This is a genomic window from Arthrobacter sp. 2RAF6 (genome assembly GCF_052115205.1).
Classification (GTDB): Bacteria; Actinomycetota; Actinomycetes; order Actinomycetales; family Micrococcaceae; genus Arthrobacter.
In genome coordinates, this window is record NZ_JBFRGF010000027.1 from 41,348 (window position 1) to 56,186 (window position 14,839).

The following is a 14,839-nucleotide window of genomic DNA, read 5'->3' on the forward strand; positions in this document are numbered from 1 at the left end:
AAGTCAACGCTACGCCTGGGGTGCGGGATACTTAAGCAATGCAGCCGCGCAAGATCATCCTCCTCGGGTCCACTGGTTCCATCGGCACACAAGCGATTGAGGTCGTCGACGCCGCTCCCCATCTCTTCGAGGTCGTGGCGCTGAGCGCGGGCGGCGGGAACCTGGAACTCATCGCGCAGCAGGCCGTCCACACCAAGGCCCAGGCGGTCGGCATCGCCTACGGCGATCCCCATGAACTCCAGAGACTTATCGGCGCCGCCGCCTCCGCCGCCGGGCTCCGGAACTACGATCCGGCGATCATCACAGGGGCGGATGCGTCCACCAAGATTGCTGCGATCGAAGCGGACGTTGTGCTCAACGGAATCACGGGGTCCATTGGTCTGGCGCCTACACTCGCAGCATTGAAGTCCGGCGCTATCCTGGCCTTGGCGAACAAGGAATCCCTGATCGTGGGCGGTGCACTGGTGAAGGCCGCGGCAGCCGTTGACCAGATCGTGCCCGTGGATTCCGAGCACTCGGCCATCGCCCAATGCCTTCGCGCGGGAACCGACAATGAAGTTGAGAAACTTATCCTGACGGCTTCCGGCGGGCCTTTCCGGGGCCGCAGCCGAGAGCAACTCCGCGACGTCACCCCGGCTGAAGCCCTTGCGCACCCCACGTGGGACATGGGCCTCATGGTCACCACCAACTCGGCCAGCCTGGTTAACAAAGGCCTGGAGGTCATCGAAGCGCATCTGCTCTTCGACGTCCCCCTGGACAGGATCGACGTCGTGGTGCACCCGCAATCCGTGGTGCACTCCATGGTGGAGTTCGTGGACGGCTCCATCATTGCCCAGGCTTCTCCGCCGGACATGCGGCTGCCCATCGCGCTCGGACTCGGTTGGCCGGACCGCGTGCCCCGCGCCGCCAAGGCCTGCGACTGGAGCCAGGCCACCAGTTGGACGTTCGAGCCCCTTGACTCGGTAGCCTTCCCGGCCGTGGAGCTGGCCAAGGACGCCGCAAAGCACGGGAGCACCTTTCCGGCCGTCTTCAACGCGGCCAACGAGGAAGCCGTTGAGGCCTTCCATGCCGGAAGGATCCGCTTCACCGACATCGTGGACACGGTGGAGTCCGTCCTCAGCGAACATTCAGGATCCTTGGAGCTGACGGTGGACTCCGTGTTGGATGCTGAGAGGTGGGCACGCACGCGCACCCACGATCGTTTAGCCAACAGCACCCTTTAGGAAGCAGTACTTAAGGCATGAATCCCGTCATTCTGTTCATTCTCGGAGTCGTCTTCGTCGCGATCGGCGTGGCCGTCTCCATTGCGCTGCACGAGGTGGGGCACTTGCTTCCTGCCAAGCTGTTCAAGGTGCGCGTCACGAAATACATGATTGGTTTCGGCCCTACCCTGTGGTCCACGCGGAAAGGCGAGACCGAATACGGCGTCAAGGCCATCCCGCTGGGCGGCTACGTCGCCATGATCGGCATGTACCCGCCCAACAAGGAAGACGGCAGTGTGAGGCCGTCCAGCACCGGCATGTTCCAGACCCTTGCCACCGAGGCCCGGTCCGCGGCGCATGAGGAAGTAGGCCCCGGCGACGAGAACAGGGTCTTCTACAGGCTGCCGGTCTGGAAAAAGGTCATCATCATGCTGGGTGGCCCGGCCATGAACCTGCTCATTGGCCTCGTGCTGACCGCGGTGTTGCTGATGGGCTTCGGCGTGTCCACGGCCACCACCACCATTGCCGAGGTGTCCAAGTGCCAGGTCAAGGCCGGCGAGACCGTCGATCCGAACTCTCCGAACTGCCAACTGACCCCGGCCGCAGTGGCCAAGCTCCAGCCCAACGACGTCGTCACGAGCTTTGACGGCAAGCCGGTGACGAGCTGGGCGGAAATGAGCGGCTGGATCCGCGCATCCGCCGGCAAGGCAGTCCAAGTCACCGTGGACCGTGGCGGCAAGAGCGTCACCACGCAAGTAACCCCGGTGCTGTCGGCTCGTCCCGTGATCGGCGACAACGGGCAGCAGGCCAAGGGTGCCGACGGCAAGCCGTTGTACGAGGAAGTCGGGTTCCTCGGCATCGGCGCGCAGACCGCGATGGTGCCCCAACCGGCGTCGACCGTTCTTCCGATGGCCGGCGAGAACATCAAGCAAATCGCAGGAGTCATCCTCAACCTCCCCGCCAGGGTGGTCGGCGTGGCGCAAGCGGCTTTCGGCTCCGAACCGCGCGATCCCAACGGCCCCATCAGCGTGGTGGGCGTCGGCCGGGTGGCCGGTGAAGTGGCTGCCATGGATCAGGTTCCGCTGCAATCGCGCCTCAGCGCCCTCGTGGGGCTCCTCGCCGGACTGAACTTCGCCCTCGCCGTGTTCAACCTGGTTCCGCTCTTGCCGCTCGACGGCGGACACGTGGCGGGCGCGCTCTACGAGGGAGCCCGGCGTCGAATCGCCAAGCTGTTCCGCAAACCGGATCCAGGCGCTTTCGACATCGCCAAGCTCCTGCCGCTCACCTATGTTGTGGCGAGTGTCCTCATGGCCATGAGCGCACTCCTGATCTACGCGGACATCGTCAAGCCGGTCAACCTCTTCGGCTGATCCGGGTGCGCATGAGCTCTCGGCGGACGCCCCGGATTGGGCCGGCCCCTGAATTGGGGGGATAGGCTATCCATATGACTGTTTTCGCTGTTGAGTACGTGTACGACGCCGAGTCCGCCGAGGTGCGCGACGCGAACCGCCCTGCCCACCGTGCCTGGCTTGCCAGCCTCGCCGAGCAGGGAACCCTGCTGGCGAGCGGCCCTTACACCGACGGCGCGGGTGCGCTGCTGTTGCTCGAGGCCGCCGACGAGTCCGAGCTGAACGCCACGCTGAAGGAGGACCCGTTCGCCGCCGTCCGGGGGATTGCAGGCATCCGCACGTCCGAGTGGAACCCCATTATCGGAATGCTCTCCGCCCACGCTTCCTAGCAGCATGACCGGCCGGGGTCCTGATTCCGGCCCTACGATCCACCCATTTCAACCCAAGGAGTCCACGTGACCTCGGTCAGCCTGGGAATGCCGTCAGCCCCGCCCCCCGTTCTCGCGCCCCGCCGCAAGACCCGCCAGATCAAGGTGGGTTCGGTCGGCGTCGGCTCCGATTCACCGATCAGCGTGCAATCGATGACCACCACGCCCACCACGGACATCAACGCCACCCTGCAGCAGATCGCTGAGCTGACGGCGTCCGGCTGTGACATCGTCCGTGTCGCTTGCCCTTCAGCGGACGACGCTGAGGCACTGCCGATCATCGCCCGTAAGTCCCAGATTCCTGTGATCGCGGACATCCATTTCCAGCCGAAGTACGTCTTCGCCGCGATCGAGGCCGGTTGCGCCGCGGTGCGCGTCAATCCGGGCAACATCCGCAAGTTCGACGACCAGGTGAAGGAAATCGCGGCGGCAGCGCGCGATCACGGTACGTCCATCCGGATCGGCGTCAACGCGGGATCCCTGGAGCCCGGCATCCTGAAGAAGTACGGCAAGGCCACGCCGGAAGCCCTTGTGGAGTCGGCAGTGTGGGAAGCTTCCTTGTTCGAGGAACACGGCTTCCACGATTTCAAGATCTCCGTCAAGCACAACGACCCCGTCATCATGGTGGCGGCCTACGAGATGCTTGCCGAAAAGGGCGACTGGCCCCTGCACCTTGGCGTGACCGAGGCCGGACCCGCTTTCCAGGGCACCATCAAGTCCGCAACGGCCTTCGGTGCGCTGCTTTCCCGGGGCATCGGTGACACCATCCGCGTGTCCCTCTCCGCGCCGCCTGTTGAGGAAATCAAGGTCGGAAACCAGATCCTGCAGTCACTCAACCTGCGCCCCCGCAAGCTCGAAATCGTCTCCTGCCCTTCATGCGGACGCGCCCAGGTGGACGTCTATACGCTCGCCGAGCAGGTCACGGCCGGGCTTGAAGGAATGGAGATCCCGCTGCGCGTCGCCGTCATGGGTTGCGTCGTGAACGGCCCGGGTGAGGCACGAGAAGCCGATCTCGGTGTAGCCTCCGGAAACGGCAAGGGGCAGATCTTCGTGAAGGGCGAAGTCATTAAGACTGTCCCCGAGAGCCAGATTGTTGAGACACTGATCGAAGAGGCCATGCGTATCGCCGAAGAGATGGGGGAGGCCGATGGCGAAGATGCTGTCAAGGGTAGCCCCGTGGTTAGCGTCTCGTAACGAGACTGCCGCCGATGGGATTTCCGTCCGGGTGCTCGGCGCTGCCGACACCCGGGCCCTTCGCGTGCTCGCGATGGAAGACCCGGTGGCGAACGTCTTCATTCTGGCGCACCTCGATTCGTCGGGGAGCGCCGCACCCACTTCCGGCGGCGCGAGCGTCTTTGGAGTGTTCGACGGCGACGCCCTGGTAGGTGCCTGCTGGGCCGGTGCCAACCTGGTTCCGGTGCAGCTGGACCCCGGACTGGCTTCCCGAGTGGCTGCGGCTGCACACCGGGCGGGCCGTCGCTACGCCTCGATCTTCGGGCCCGCGGAGACCGTGCTGGCGCTCCATTCCCGCTTGGAGCAACTGGGGCATTTCGCCCACGAGGTACGTGCAGACCAGCCGCTTCTGGCCATATCGGGGCCACCCGCCGTCGAAGCCAATCCGCAGCTCGGCTTCGGAAACATCGCGGATTTCGACCGGATCCTGCCCGCCTGTGCGGCCATGTTCGAAGAGGAAGTGGGTTATTCGCCCTTTCTCGGGAGCGAGGACTTCTACAGCCGCAGGGTGGCCGGACTGATCCGGCAAGGCCATTCCCTGGTGCACATCGACGCCGGCGGGACCGTGAAGTTCAAAGCCGAACTCGGGGCCGTCACGGCGCAGGCCACCCAGGTGCAGGGCGTCTGGATGAACCCCGAGTTCCGCGGCCAGGGACTCAGCGCCGGGTACATGGCGGGAGTGGTTGTCCTGGCCCAGCAGTTCGCGCCGATCACGAGCCTCTACGTCAACGAATACAACACCAGGGCACGCGCCACGTACGAGCGGGTCGGATTCCAACGCCTCGGAACCTTCGCCACAGTTCTGTACTGACCAGCCCAACTGGCTCGCAGTAGTTGTCGTTTTGGGGGCTCATAACGACAACAAATGCTAGTTAGTTGGGTGGAGTGAGTCCGCCCGTGAGGTAGTGCTGGACGTTCGGTGCAACAAACCGGACTACTTCGTCCTGGGAGGCCGAAGCCAGGGGTTCGAGCCGGACCACGTAGCGCATCAGCATGAGCCCGACCATCTGCGTGGCAACAAGGTTGCCCCGCATCCTTGCTTCTTCAGGGGAGCCGGGAAGCCCTGCCGTGATCCTGGAGAGGATGGTCCTCGCCACCATCTCGCGCAACAGGGCGGTCTTGGCCTTGGAACCGATCGTTCCCCTGACGAACGCGACAAGCCCGTGTTGCGCCGGGCTTTCCCACAGACGCACGACGGCGCGGACGATTGCCTCCGAGCGTTGCGACGGATCCAATGATTCGACGCCGGCAAGAACCTCGTTGGGGTCCGCCGGGAGTTCGATGCTCTGGGCGAAGAGTTCGTCCTTGCCCTTGAAGAAGTGGTGGACCATGGCGGGGTCCACTTCGGCTTCGCGGGCCACTTGCCGCAGGCTCGTGCCGTCGAAACCGTGCTCGGCGAAGAGCCTGCGCGCTGTGGCAAGGATCAGTTCGCGGGAGTCACTCCCTCCGCTGCGGCGTCCCCGCCGCACGGGAGGCAAGGCGCCGCTCACGAGGTCCGCCGTCGGAGGGTGAACGAGGCAAGGACCAAAACTCCCACGACGATCGCCGCCATGACCCCGGCATCCTGCCACATGGCCTGCGTCGCCTCGGTGTTGTCGGCGATCTTTTGGAGCGCATCGACCGAAAACGTCAGCGGCAGCACGTTGGAAATGCTCTCCAAGAGGCTGTTCATGTGGTCCCGGGCCACGAAGAGTCCGCACAACAGGATCTGCGGAATCACCACAACCGGCATGAACTGCACCGCCTGGAATTCGGTCCGCGCAAAGGCTGAGCACAAAAGGCCAAGGGCGACACCGAGCACTGCGTTGATGACGGCGATCATCACGACATAACCCGGACCGCCCTTGATATCCAGATTGAAGATCCAGTAGGCCACGGCCGTGGCTACAAGCGATTGCAGGGCAGCCATGATGGAGAACGCCAACGCGTAGCCGAACAGGAGATCCGCTTTGTGGATGGGCGTCGTCAGGAGGCGTTCCAACGTCCCCGAAGTCCTTTCGCGCAACATCGTGATCGAGGTGACCAGGAACATCACCACAAACGGGAAAATGGCCAGCATCATGAGTCCCACACGGTCAAAGGTGCGGGGGAATCCGGGAGGCAGGGTTTCGTTCTCGAACAGATAGTAGACGCCCGTGAGCAGCAGGGCGGGAACCACCATGATGAGCGCGACACTGCGGTGGTCGTGCCTTAGTTGTTCCAAAACCCGCCTGGTGGTGGCAAACATCATCCCTGAATTCATGACGCCACCTGGCTTTCATTGGCACCAGTGCGGTTCGAAGTGGCGCTCGTTTCCTGGATGATGTGCAGGAAGGCCCGTTCCAGATCGTTGCTGTGTCCCCGCTCGCTGAGTTCCGCAGGACTGAGCTGCGCAAGCAGCAAGCCGTCGCGGAGCAGGAGCAGGGAGGAACAGTGGGAGGCCTCTTCCATGACGTGGCTGGAAACCAGTAAGGTGGTGCCCGATTCGGCCATCGCGGCGAACCGCTCCCACAGCTCGGCACGCAGTACCGGATCCAAGCCAACCGTCGGTTCGTCGAGGACCAGCAGCTTCGGATGGGAGACGAGTGCGCAGGCCAGGGAGACCCGGCTGAATTCGCCGCCGGAAAGGTCTGCCGTCTTCCGCCGTGCCAGTGATTCGAGCCCGACGGCGGCAATCGCCTCCGCGGTGTCGGCGGCCGTGACGCCGTGCATGGCTCCGAAATACCTGACGTTCGCCTCGACACTGAGGTCCGTGTAGACGCTCGGTGCCTGGGTGACGTATCCGACGTCGTGCCGCAATGACGGGGTGCCCGCAGGACGGCCCAATACATCCACGCTGCCGGCTGTCAGTCGCTGGACTCCCACGATGCAGCGCATGAGGGTCGTCTTGCCGCTCCCCGAGGGGCCGAGCAGGCCGGTGATGCGCCCAGGCTCCATAGCGAAGTCCAAGCCGCGCAGGATCTTCTTGTGGCCGCGCGTGACATGCAGGCCCTCCACTGTGACCGCCGGGGGCGCAGGGGACATACCTGATGCGGGACTTCCCGCTGGGCTGTGGGACATCGCGGCCTCCGATTTATTCATCAGGTGATGAATAAAAGGTAAGTCCGATACACAGGCTCGTCAACTGTGAGCCTCGGGGACGGATCTGGCCCTTCGTTCTGCAACGCGGGGTCACTTACGGCCCATGTCGGACCTCCGGATGGGCGCTAAGTGACCCCGCGTTGTTCGTTGCTAGGGCTAGGCCCACGTGCGTCAACAAATATTGATAAGTCCAAGCCCTTGAAAAAAGTGTCCACCATCACATAAATTCAGAACCAGCCGTGTCGCTGGGGCGCGGACGGTTTCAGAGAGGAAACACAAACCAAATGGCTGTAAGCGTTGATCCTTCGAAGGCATTCGACAGGTCTGACTAAGCCTCCAGGACAGCGCCCGCGGCCGATCGGCCGCTGAGCCACGCCATGGCAGGATGACCAGCCGCCCAGCGGCCAGGGGCTTCCTCGCATCATGGCGTGGCTCATCTTCGTTTGGTGAGGTGCCTGCTTCGGGGAGGAACCCCGGGGACGGGCCACGGCAGGTTCCTCGGCCACAAGCCGGTAGATTGGTACACAGTAGTTTTTGCCAGCTCTTGCCATAGAAACGGATTCTGACCCGTGGTCCTTCGCCTCTCCCAGCTGTTCCTGCGCACCCTGCGTGAAGATCCCGTCGACGCCGAAGTCGCAAGCCACAGACTCCTGGTCCGTGCGGGCTATATCCGCCGTGCCGCACCGGGCATCTACACATGGCTGCCCTTGGGATTGAGCGTCCTGCGCAAGGTCGAGCAGATCATCCGCGAGGAAATGGCCGCCATCGGCGCCCAGGAAGTCCATTTCCCGGCACTGCTGCCCCGGGAACCGTACGAGGCCACCAACCGCTGGACCGAATACGGCGAGGGACTGTTCCGCCTCCAGGACCGCAAGGGTGCCGATTACCTTCTGGCCCCCACGCACGAGGAAATGTTCACCCTCCTGGTCAAGGACCTGTACTCCTCGTACAAGGACCTGCCGCTGAGCCTGTACCAGATCCAGAACAAGTACCGCGACGAAGCACGCCCCCGGGCAGGCCTCCTCCGCGGCCGTGAATTCATCATGAAGGATTCCTACTCGTTCGACGTCGACGACGCCGGCCTGGACGCGAGCTACGCGGCGCACCGCGGCGCGTACCTGAAAATCTTCGAGCGCCTCGGCCTTGAGGTCATCCCCGTAGCCGCCACGGCAGGCGCCATGGGCGGCTCCAAGAGCGAGGAATTCCTACACCCCACCGAGATCGGCGAGGACACCTTCGTGCGCTCGCCAGGTGGCTATGCCGCCAATGTCGAAGCCGTGACCACCGTGGTCCCGGCCGAGATCGACTTCAGCAACGCGTCTCCCGCACGCGTCCTGGACACCCCGGACACGCCCACGATCGAAACCCTCGTGGCCGCCGCCAACCAGCTCGCCCCCCGCAGCGATTCCGACGGCGGCGCCTGGACTGCCGCCGACACCCTCAAGAATGTGGTCCTCGCCGTCACGCTGCCCACCCGCGAGCGCCAGATCGTGGTCATCGGCGTTCCCGGTGACCGCGCGGTGGACCTCAAGCGGGTCGAAGCCAACATCGGTTCATTCCTGCCCATTGGCGGGGAGATCGGGCTGGAAGCGGCCAACGAGGAAGACCTCAAGAAGATCCCGGAACTCGTCAAGGGCTACATCGGCCCCGGACTGGTCCTCGGCGAAGCCGTTCTCGGGCTCGAAGGCACGTCCAAATTGCTCTTCCTCGTTGACCCCCGGGTTGTCTCGGGTACCAGCTGGGTCACCGGAGCGAACGAAGACGGCAAGCACGTCTTCGGTCTCGTGGCGGGGCGCGACTTCGCCTGGGACGGCGTCATTGAATGCACCGAGGTCCGCGCGGGAGACGAAGCCCCGGACGGCTCCGGTCCCCTCGAGACTGCTCGCGGCATCGAAATGGGCCACATATTCCAACTCGGCCGCAAGTACGCCGAGGCCCTCGACCTGAAGGTCCTTGACCAGAACGGCAAGCAGGTTGTGGTCACCATGGGCTCGTACGGCGTTGGCGTGACGCGTGCCGTGGCCGCCCTGGCCGAGGCCAACAACGACGACCGTGGCTTGATCTGGCCGCGCTCCGTGGCTCCCGCGGACGTCCACGTGGTCGCCGTCGGACGTGGCGAGGAAATTTTCGCGGCAGCCGAGAAGCTCTCCGCCGAACTCGAGGCCGCCGGCCTTGACGTCATTTACGACGACCGCCCCAAGGTTTCCCCGGGCGTGAAGTTCGGTGACGCCGAGCTCGTGGGCGTCCCGACCATCGTGGCGGTTGGCCGTGGCTTGGTAGACGGTGTTGTTGAGATCAAGGACCGTCGCACCGGTGAGGCCGAAAACGTGGCAGTCGAGAAGGCTGCCGACTACGTGGTCAACGCCGTACGACAGAAGTGATCTCCGGCTTCGAATCGGTCCAGCTCACCACGCTCATCATGATCGTGGTGGCTGGATTCGCAGCCGGTTGGATAGACGCAGTGGTGGGCGGCGGGGGACTGATCCAGCTCCCCGCCTTGCTCCTGGTTCCGGGGATCACCCCGGTCCAGGCGCTGGCCACCAACAAAATGGGCTCCATCTTCGGGACAACGACCAGTGCCGTCACCTATTACCGACGCGTTGGCCCTGACCTCAAGACGGCCATACCCATGGCGGTGATTGCCCTCGCGGGCAGTTTCGGCGGAGCCCTCCTGGCCGCCAACCTTCCCGCGAGCGTTTTCAAACCCATCATCGTAGTGGCGCTCATCGCCGTCGCGCTCTTCACCGCGCTGCGGCCCAATGCAGGCGAGTTGACCGCCCTGCGTCACGACGGCCACAGGCACTACGTCGTGGCTTGCGCCATAGGTGCCGTGATCGGGTTCTACGACGGACTGATAGGTCCAGGAACAGGCTCGTTCCTGGTGATAGCCCTCGTCTCGGCCATGGGCTATGCCTTCCTTGAGGCCAGCGCCAAGGCGAAGATCGTCAACATGGCCACGAACGCCGGTGCCCTGTTCTTCTTCCTGCCGCACGGATCACTACTGTGGGGCGTCGGCGCGGTGCTTGGCCTGTCCAACATGGCCGGCGGCTACCTGGGCGCGCGGACCGCAGTGAAACAGGGCAGCGGCTTTGTAAGGGTTGTGTTCCTGATCGTGGTCGGCGCGTTGATCATCAAACTCGGTATGGACGTCTGGAACGACTACTTCGCCAAGTAGTCTTCCGGTTGTCGCCAGCGATGGCCGGAGGGATCCCGCGGGCGTAGCATGCACTCATGTGGGTCGATTCCGGCGACTATGAGCACGCACTCGAACGTGCATGGGAACATACCCGCGAGTGGTTGAGGGCCTTGCCTGGGCGGCCGGTACGGCCAAGTGCTGCGGCCGATGACATCACGGCGGTCTTCGGCGGACCCTTGCCGGCCACCGGACTGGATCCGGCCGCAGTCATTGATTTCCTCGCCGAACACGCCGAGCCCGGGCTGATGGCCATGCAATCGGGGCGCTTTTTCGGTTGGGTCATCGGCGGTACGGTGCCGGCAGGCATGGCCGCGGACTGGATGGTTTCCGCATGGGACCAGAACTCCGGTCTGCGCTTCGCCACACCCGCTACTGCCGGGATCGAAGAGGCCGCCGGTCAATGGCTCCTTGAGCTGCTCGGCCTACCTGTTGGCTCCGACGTCGGATTCGCGACCGGCGCCAGCATGGCCAACTTCACGGCCCTCGCGGCCGCCCGATGGCGCCAACTGGCCGGCGTCGGCTGGGATGTCAACGCCGGGGGACTCCAAGGCGCGCCGAAACTGCGTGTCCTCGTCGGAGCCGAGCGGCACGAGAGCCTGGATATGGCATTGCGCTTCCTGGGGTTTGGGGCACCCGAAGTTGTCGGGGCGGACGATCAAGGCAGGATCGATCCAGCCGCGCTGCGGGCCGCGTTGGAAGCCGGTTCCGGTCCGGCAATCGTGTGTCTCCAGGCTGGGAACCTGCATTCCGGAGCCTTCGATCCTTTCCTCGAGGCGATTTCGGCTGCGAAGGATCACGGCGCGTGGGTCCACGTCGACGGGGCTTTCGGCTTATGGGCAGCGGCCGTGCCGGGACTGCGGTATCTGGTCGAGGGCGTCGAGTTGGCCGATTCGTGGGGAACCGATGCCCACAAGACCCTCAACGTGCCGTACGACGCCGGAATCGTGGTGGTACGCGACGTTGCTGCCCTGCGGTCCGCCGTCGGCATGCACGCCGAATACCTGATACAGGATGACCACGGCCCCGGCGACCCTATGGAGAAAGTGCCCGAATTGTCCCGCCGTGCCCGGGGAGTGCCGGTGTGGGCGGCCTTGCGCTCCTTGGGCGGCGACGGCGTGCGGGAGCTTGTCGCCGGACGTGCGGAGTGTGCCGCGGAACTGGCCAGGCGGCTTGCCGAACTGCCAGGCGTGGAAGTCCTCAACGATGTGGTGTTCACGCAGTTGTCCCTGGCCTTCGGTTCAGACGAGAGGACCCGGGCCGTGACGGACTTCATCATGGATGACGGGAGGGTCTGGATGTCCGGTTCGCGCTGGCAGGGCAGGGACATCCTGCGTGTTTCGGTGACCAACTGGTCAACGGATTCGGCAGACCTGGATATCGCGGTGCAGGCCGTCAAAGACGCGCTGGAGGCCGCCGGCTAAGCCGGGCGTCGGGACGATCCGGCGCCCCCGAAGCTAATTCGAGGCGGCGAGTCCCGGTTCGGGCAGATCGTGCGCCGCGGGCAGCCCGTCCAGGGGCCGTCCTGCGAGGGTGCTGGCTACCCACAGGGAGCGTGCCAGATCGCCCTCATGCCGTGGTTTTCCGGCATACCACAGGGCGTTTTCGACCTCGCGGACCAGGCTCCATTCCCGGGCCGCTTCGCCGTCCAGGCCAGCCGCGCTGCTGAAATCCGCGCAGCGCTCCAGGAGGGCAACTTCCGGAGCCGTCGTGGAGAGATCACGGATACGGTTCCACAGGATCGGGGCTACGGCGAATTCCGCTTCACCGATCTTCGGTTGCGGATCGATCGCCACATATCCGCGTTTTCCGATGGCCCGGGCGCCACGGACGGCGCCACCGAGGGCGCCATTGAGATGGGGGAGGATATTCATGAAATGCAGGTCGCAATGCACCAGGACGTCCCTGCCCGCCCGGCGCCCGACAGCGCCACGCGTTTGGCACACCTCCAACGCGGCTTCGAGGAGCCAGCGGGGGAAAGGCTGGCCAAGGTGCTCCCAGTCGGCAGGCAACTCATCGCTCCAACGCTCGGCACGGGCCGCTATGTGCTCGAACTCCTTCCATTCCGGCCGCTCGTCCGGCTCGATGCTGAGTTCCCTCACGAGCGATCCCCAGGCGTCGCGGGCTTCGTCCATCGGGGCGCTCTGCAGCCAGCTGACGGCGTCGAGCCGCTCCAGGAGCATCGCGCAGGAGGCCGCATCGGCGTCGAGCAGCTTTACGGCTCCCGTACCGCCCCACAGGGCCAGCGCATGCCGCTCAACGAGGGCCTCCTCGTGCGGGAACGCTATCTTGAGCACCGAACGCGCGCCGCTGTAGAGAACCGGAATGACGATGCCGCCGTGGCCGTTCCATGGTTCCGCGCCGGGTTCCAGGTCAACGGACAGCTGCCAACGATCCAGGCTGGCATTGATCAGTCCGGGCAGCCCTGAGAGCCACGCCCGCCCTTCCGTTGTGCGGGAGTAGCGTGCCTGGAGGTCGCCAGGGATGGAAACGAAGGTAGTCATCACTGTCAGCCTACCCAAGCCGGTCCGGGAGCGGTTCAGACCACTCCGGAGGAGCCCAGGAGGCTTCCGATGAAGAACGTCGCGGCAAGTGCAAGGGCGCCGCCGATGACGACGCGCACGGCGGCACGGGTCTTCGAGCTGCCGCCGATCCATGCTCCTATGGCTCCGGTGATTGCGAGCGCGAGCAGCACGGAAATGAAGGTGAGCGGCACCCGCAACCCCGGGGGCGGGAGCAGAATCGCGAGCAGGGGGAGCACCGCGCCGAGGGTGAAAGCAATGGCGGACGCGAAGGCCGCATGCCACGGGCTGACGATGTCGTCCTCGTCGATGTTCAATTCGGCGGAAAGGTGGGCGGCCAAGGCGTCGTGCTCCGTCAACTCCGCGGCCACTTTCCGCGCGGTTTCAGGCCGCAGGCCCTTGGCCTCGTAGATCGCAGTCAATTCCGCCAGCTCTTCTTCGGGTTCCTCGGCGAGCTCCCGGCGTTCCTTCTCGATGAGCGCCTTTTGGCTGTCGCTTTGGCTGCTGACGGATACGTACTCGCCGAGTGCCATGGACACCGCGCCACCCACGAGTCCGGCCGCTCCGGCGGTGAGGATGGCGCCGGTGTTCGTCGTGGCGCCGGCGACGCCCACTACGATGGCGGCAACGGAGACGATTCCGTCATTGGCGCCAAGGACCCCGGCCCGGAGCCAATTGAGTCTGTGGGCGAGGTCGTTGGCGTGTGGTTCGTTCTCGTGCAGGGCTGCAGTTTCGATGGAAGCCATGGTACAAGCCAAGCACTTGGAAACTGCTGCCGCCAGCAAAGAAAGGCTTTCCTATGGAGCCGGGGCGCCGGCCGGCAGCAGTGGCAGCGCCGTGTTGTCGATCGAAAGTCCGGCGAAGGGGCCAACCGGAGTTCCCCAGGCTTGGCTGCGTTTCGCGGCGTCGACAAGCCCGTCAATGGCCCATTGGCGCGTCTCGCCCTCCGACAACGCCACGAGGTCGGCATAGGCAGTCAGCGAGCTGGCCTCCATGCTTCCCAGCGCCACTCCGGGTTTGGCGGCGAAAGTGGCAGGCAGGCGATAGCCGGCTTCCCGCGGAGGTGTGGCGATGCAGTGCAGCCGGCCTTGGGCCTCCGCTCCCCGGAGCAATTCCTGATGGCGCGCCAACCAGGTGGCTGCCGTCGCCGATGCCTTCGCGTCCAGCTTGGTCAGGGCTACTTGGTATGCATAGATCGCCTCTTGTTCGGAGCTGACGACGGAGGCAAGGGCTGCGGGCAAATCGGCCTTGGTGGGCGCCGTTCCGGGTGTCGGTGCTGTCGACGTGCCCGCCGAGGCAGGGCAGCTCGGCGGCGGCGTCGGGGCGGTACTCGCCTCGGCCGGGGTCGCCGGCAGCGGCAACGCCCACGTTGCGGCCAGCCGCGATGACTCAAGCAGCTGGGCGGTCCCGACAGCGGCAAGCAGCCGCGCCAGACCGCCGTCGGCGTTCGCGGCGTCCGCCAAGCGACGGGAAGCGCTTGAGGCGAGCGCGGAGACAAAGCCGGCCCGCGTTGGGCGGTCCTGGGTGGCGCCGGGGCTTGGGGAAGCCGTGGGGGTATTCGATGCCGAAGAGCTGGAAGGTTGCAGCAGAGCCTGCGCCTGGCTTGTCAGCAACATCACAGTGTCCGTGCTCTCCAGGAGGGACGCGCTGCCCAGGAGTGTCTCGGTCGAAGAGAGCGCTTCGGAACGGGCGGTCTCGGAAAACGGCACCGCTTGGGGCCTTCCGGCGTCCCGCGGGACAAGCGCGGCGCCGACTCCGAGGACGAGGACTGCGAGGAAAGCCAGCAGGAGGGCCCTCATCCAGCCATGGCTCCGTGGTTTCTCAACAGTCTCGTGGTTCACAACAGACTATG

General features: G+C 65.0%; 14 protein-coding genes. 8 read left to right on the forward strand and 6 right to left on the reverse strand.

Features of this window, described 5'->3' with window-relative positions; all coding sequences use genetic code 11:
• Positions 1 to 38 precede the first annotated feature (38 nt).
• The 5 genes from dxr to AB4Z38_RS17740 all read left to right on the forward strand — a co-directional run bounded on the left by dxr (position 39) and on the right by AB4Z38_RS17740 (position 5,023).
• Complete coding sequence (gene dxr / locus AB4Z38_RS17720) at positions 39 to 1,223, forward strand: 1-deoxy-D-xylulose-5-phosphate reductoisomerase (protein ID WP_441430923.1); 1,185 nt, start codon at positions 39 to 41, stop codon at positions 1,221 to 1,223.
• Positions 1,224 to 1,240: 17 nt separating this feature from the next.
• Positions 1,241 to 2,572 carry a M50 family metallopeptidase gene (locus AB4Z38_RS17725; RefSeq protein ID WP_441430924.1) on the forward strand — a complete coding sequence of 444 codons (1,332 nt, stop codon included), beginning with the start codon at positions 1,241 to 1,243 and terminating at the stop codon, positions 2,570 to 2,572.
• Between the two features lie 74 nt (positions 2,573 to 2,646).
• Entirely contained in the window at positions 2,647 to 2,940 is a 294-nt protein-coding gene (locus AB4Z38_RS17730) for a YciI family protein (RefSeq protein WP_234753085.1), read from the forward strand.
• Positions 2,941 to 3,006: 66 nt separating this feature from the next.
• Positions 3,007 to 4,173, forward strand: coding sequence for a flavodoxin-dependent (E)-4-hydroxy-3-methylbut-2-enyl-diphosphate synthase (gene ispG / locus AB4Z38_RS17735; RefSeq protein WP_013600504.1), 1,167 nt, complete (start codon positions 3,007 to 3,009; stop codon positions 4,171 to 4,173).
• Positions 4,136 to 5,023: a GNAT family N-acetyltransferase gene (locus AB4Z38_RS17740; RefSeq protein WP_441430944.1), complete on the forward strand. Its 888-nt coding sequence runs from the start codon at positions 4,136 to 4,138 to the stop codon at positions 5,021 to 5,023. Before ispG ends, AB4Z38_RS17740 begins: the two co-directional genes overlap by 38 nt.
• A gap of 61 nt (positions 5,024 to 5,084) precedes the next feature.
• Here the strand turns inward: AB4Z38_RS17740 and AB4Z38_RS17745 are convergent, their stop codons facing one another.
• Genes AB4Z38_RS17745 through AB4Z38_RS17755 form a run of 3 tightly spaced genes read right to left on the reverse strand, consistent with a single transcriptional unit; the run spans position 5,085 to position 7,251 of the window.
• Positions 5,085 to 5,702 carry a TetR/AcrR family transcriptional regulator gene (locus AB4Z38_RS17745; RefSeq protein ID WP_441430925.1) on the reverse strand — a complete coding sequence of 206 codons (618 nt, stop codon included), beginning with the start codon at positions 5,700 to 5,702 and terminating at the stop codon, positions 5,085 to 5,087.
• Positions 5,699 to 6,442: an ABC transporter permease gene (locus tag AB4Z38_RS17750; protein ID WP_441430945.1), complete on the reverse strand. Its 744-nt coding sequence runs from the start codon at positions 6,440 to 6,442 to the stop codon at positions 5,699 to 5,701. Before AB4Z38_RS17750 ends, AB4Z38_RS17745 begins: the two co-directional genes overlap by 4 nt.
• A gap of 8 nt (positions 6,443 to 6,450) precedes the next feature.
• On the reverse strand, positions 6,451 to 7,251 hold the full coding sequence (locus AB4Z38_RS17755; protein ID WP_441430926.1) for an ABC transporter ATP-binding protein: 801 nt from the start codon (positions 7,249 to 7,251) through the stop codon (positions 6,451 to 6,453).
• Positions 7,252 to 7,841: 590 nt separating this feature from the next.
• Here AB4Z38_RS17755 and AB4Z38_RS17760 point away from each other — a divergent pair.
• From AB4Z38_RS17760 to AB4Z38_RS17770, 3 genes are read left to right on the forward strand one after another with little or no spacing between them, the layout of a single operon-like run.
• On the forward strand, positions 7,842 to 9,653 hold the full coding sequence (locus AB4Z38_RS17760) for a proline--tRNA ligase (protein ID WP_441430927.1): 1,812 nt from the start codon (positions 7,842 to 7,844) through the stop codon (positions 9,651 to 9,653).
• On the forward strand, positions 9,650 to 10,447 hold the full coding sequence (locus tag AB4Z38_RS17765) for a sulfite exporter TauE/SafE family protein (protein WP_441430928.1): 798 nt from the start codon (positions 9,650 to 9,652) through the stop codon (positions 10,445 to 10,447). Before AB4Z38_RS17760 ends, AB4Z38_RS17765 begins: the two co-directional genes overlap by 4 nt.
• A 56-nt stretch (positions 10,448 to 10,503) precedes the next feature.
• Entirely contained in the window at positions 10,504 to 11,889 is a 1,386-nt protein-coding gene (locus tag AB4Z38_RS17770; RefSeq protein WP_441430929.1) for a pyridoxal phosphate-dependent decarboxylase family protein, read from the forward strand.
• 33 nt (positions 11,890 to 11,922) lie between these two features.
• Here the strand turns inward: AB4Z38_RS17770 and AB4Z38_RS17775 are convergent, their stop codons facing one another.
• Genes AB4Z38_RS17775 through AB4Z38_RS17785 form a run of 3 tightly spaced genes read right to left on the reverse strand, consistent with a single transcriptional unit; the run spans position 11,923 to position 14,786 of the window.
• Positions 11,923 to 12,969 carry an aminoglycoside phosphotransferase family protein gene (locus AB4Z38_RS17775; protein WP_441430930.1) on the reverse strand — a complete coding sequence of 349 codons (1,047 nt, stop codon included), beginning with the start codon at positions 12,967 to 12,969 and terminating at the stop codon, positions 11,923 to 11,925.
• A gap of 35 nt (positions 12,970 to 13,004) precedes the next feature.
• The gene (locus AB4Z38_RS17780; RefSeq protein ID WP_441430931.1) at positions 13,005 to 13,733 is read right to left on the reverse strand and encodes a VIT1/CCC1 transporter family protein; all 729 of its coding nucleotides are present in this window, start codon (positions 13,731 to 13,733) and stop codon (positions 13,005 to 13,007) included.
• Between the two features lie 51 nt (positions 13,734 to 13,784).
• Positions 13,785 to 14,786: a DUF4439 domain-containing protein gene (locus AB4Z38_RS17785; RefSeq protein ID WP_441430932.1), complete on the reverse strand. Its 1,002-nt coding sequence runs from the start codon at positions 14,784 to 14,786 to the stop codon at positions 13,785 to 13,787.
• Positions 14,787 to 14,839: the final 53 nt, after the last annotated feature.

Excerpts from the sequence above, each read along its gene's own strand:
- AB4Z38_RS17740 (WP_441430944.1), top strand. The coding sequence starts at position 4,136 with ATGCTGTCAAGGGTAGCCCCGTGGTTAGCGTCTCGTAACGAGACTGCC.
- dxr (WP_441430923.1), top strand. The coding sequence starts at position 39 with ATGCAGCCGCGCAAGATCATCCTCCTCGGGTCCACTGGTTCCATCGGC.
- AB4Z38_RS17775 (WP_441430930.1), bottom strand. The coding sequence starts at position 12,969 with ATGACTACCTTCGTTTCCATCCCTGGCGACCTCCAGGCACGCTACTCC.
- AB4Z38_RS17755 (WP_441430926.1), bottom strand. The coding sequence starts at position 7,251 with ATGTCCCACAGCCCAGCGGGAAGTCCCGCATCAGGTATGTCCCCTGCG.
- AB4Z38_RS17770 (WP_441430929.1), top strand. The coding sequence starts at position 10,504 with ATGTGGGTCGATTCCGGCGACTATGAGCACGCACTCGAACGTGCATGG.
- AB4Z38_RS17785 (WP_441430932.1), bottom strand. The coding sequence starts at position 14,786 with ATGAGGGCCCTCCTGCTGGCTTTCCTCGCAGTCCTCGTCCTCGGAGTC.
- AB4Z38_RS17725 (WP_441430924.1), top strand. The coding sequence starts at position 1,241 with ATGAATCCCGTCATTCTGTTCATTCTCGGAGTCGTCTTCGTCGCGATC.
- AB4Z38_RS17780 (WP_441430931.1), bottom strand. The coding sequence starts at position 13,733 with ATGGCTTCCATCGAAACTGCAGCCCTGCACGAGAACGAACCACACGCC.
- AB4Z38_RS17730 (WP_234753085.1), top strand. The coding sequence starts at position 2,647 with ATGACTGTTTTCGCTGTTGAGTACGTGTACGACGCCGAGTCCGCCGAG.
- AB4Z38_RS17750 (WP_441430945.1), bottom strand. The coding sequence starts at position 6,442 with ATGATGTTTGCCACCACCAGGCGGGTTTTGGAACAACTAAGGCACGAC.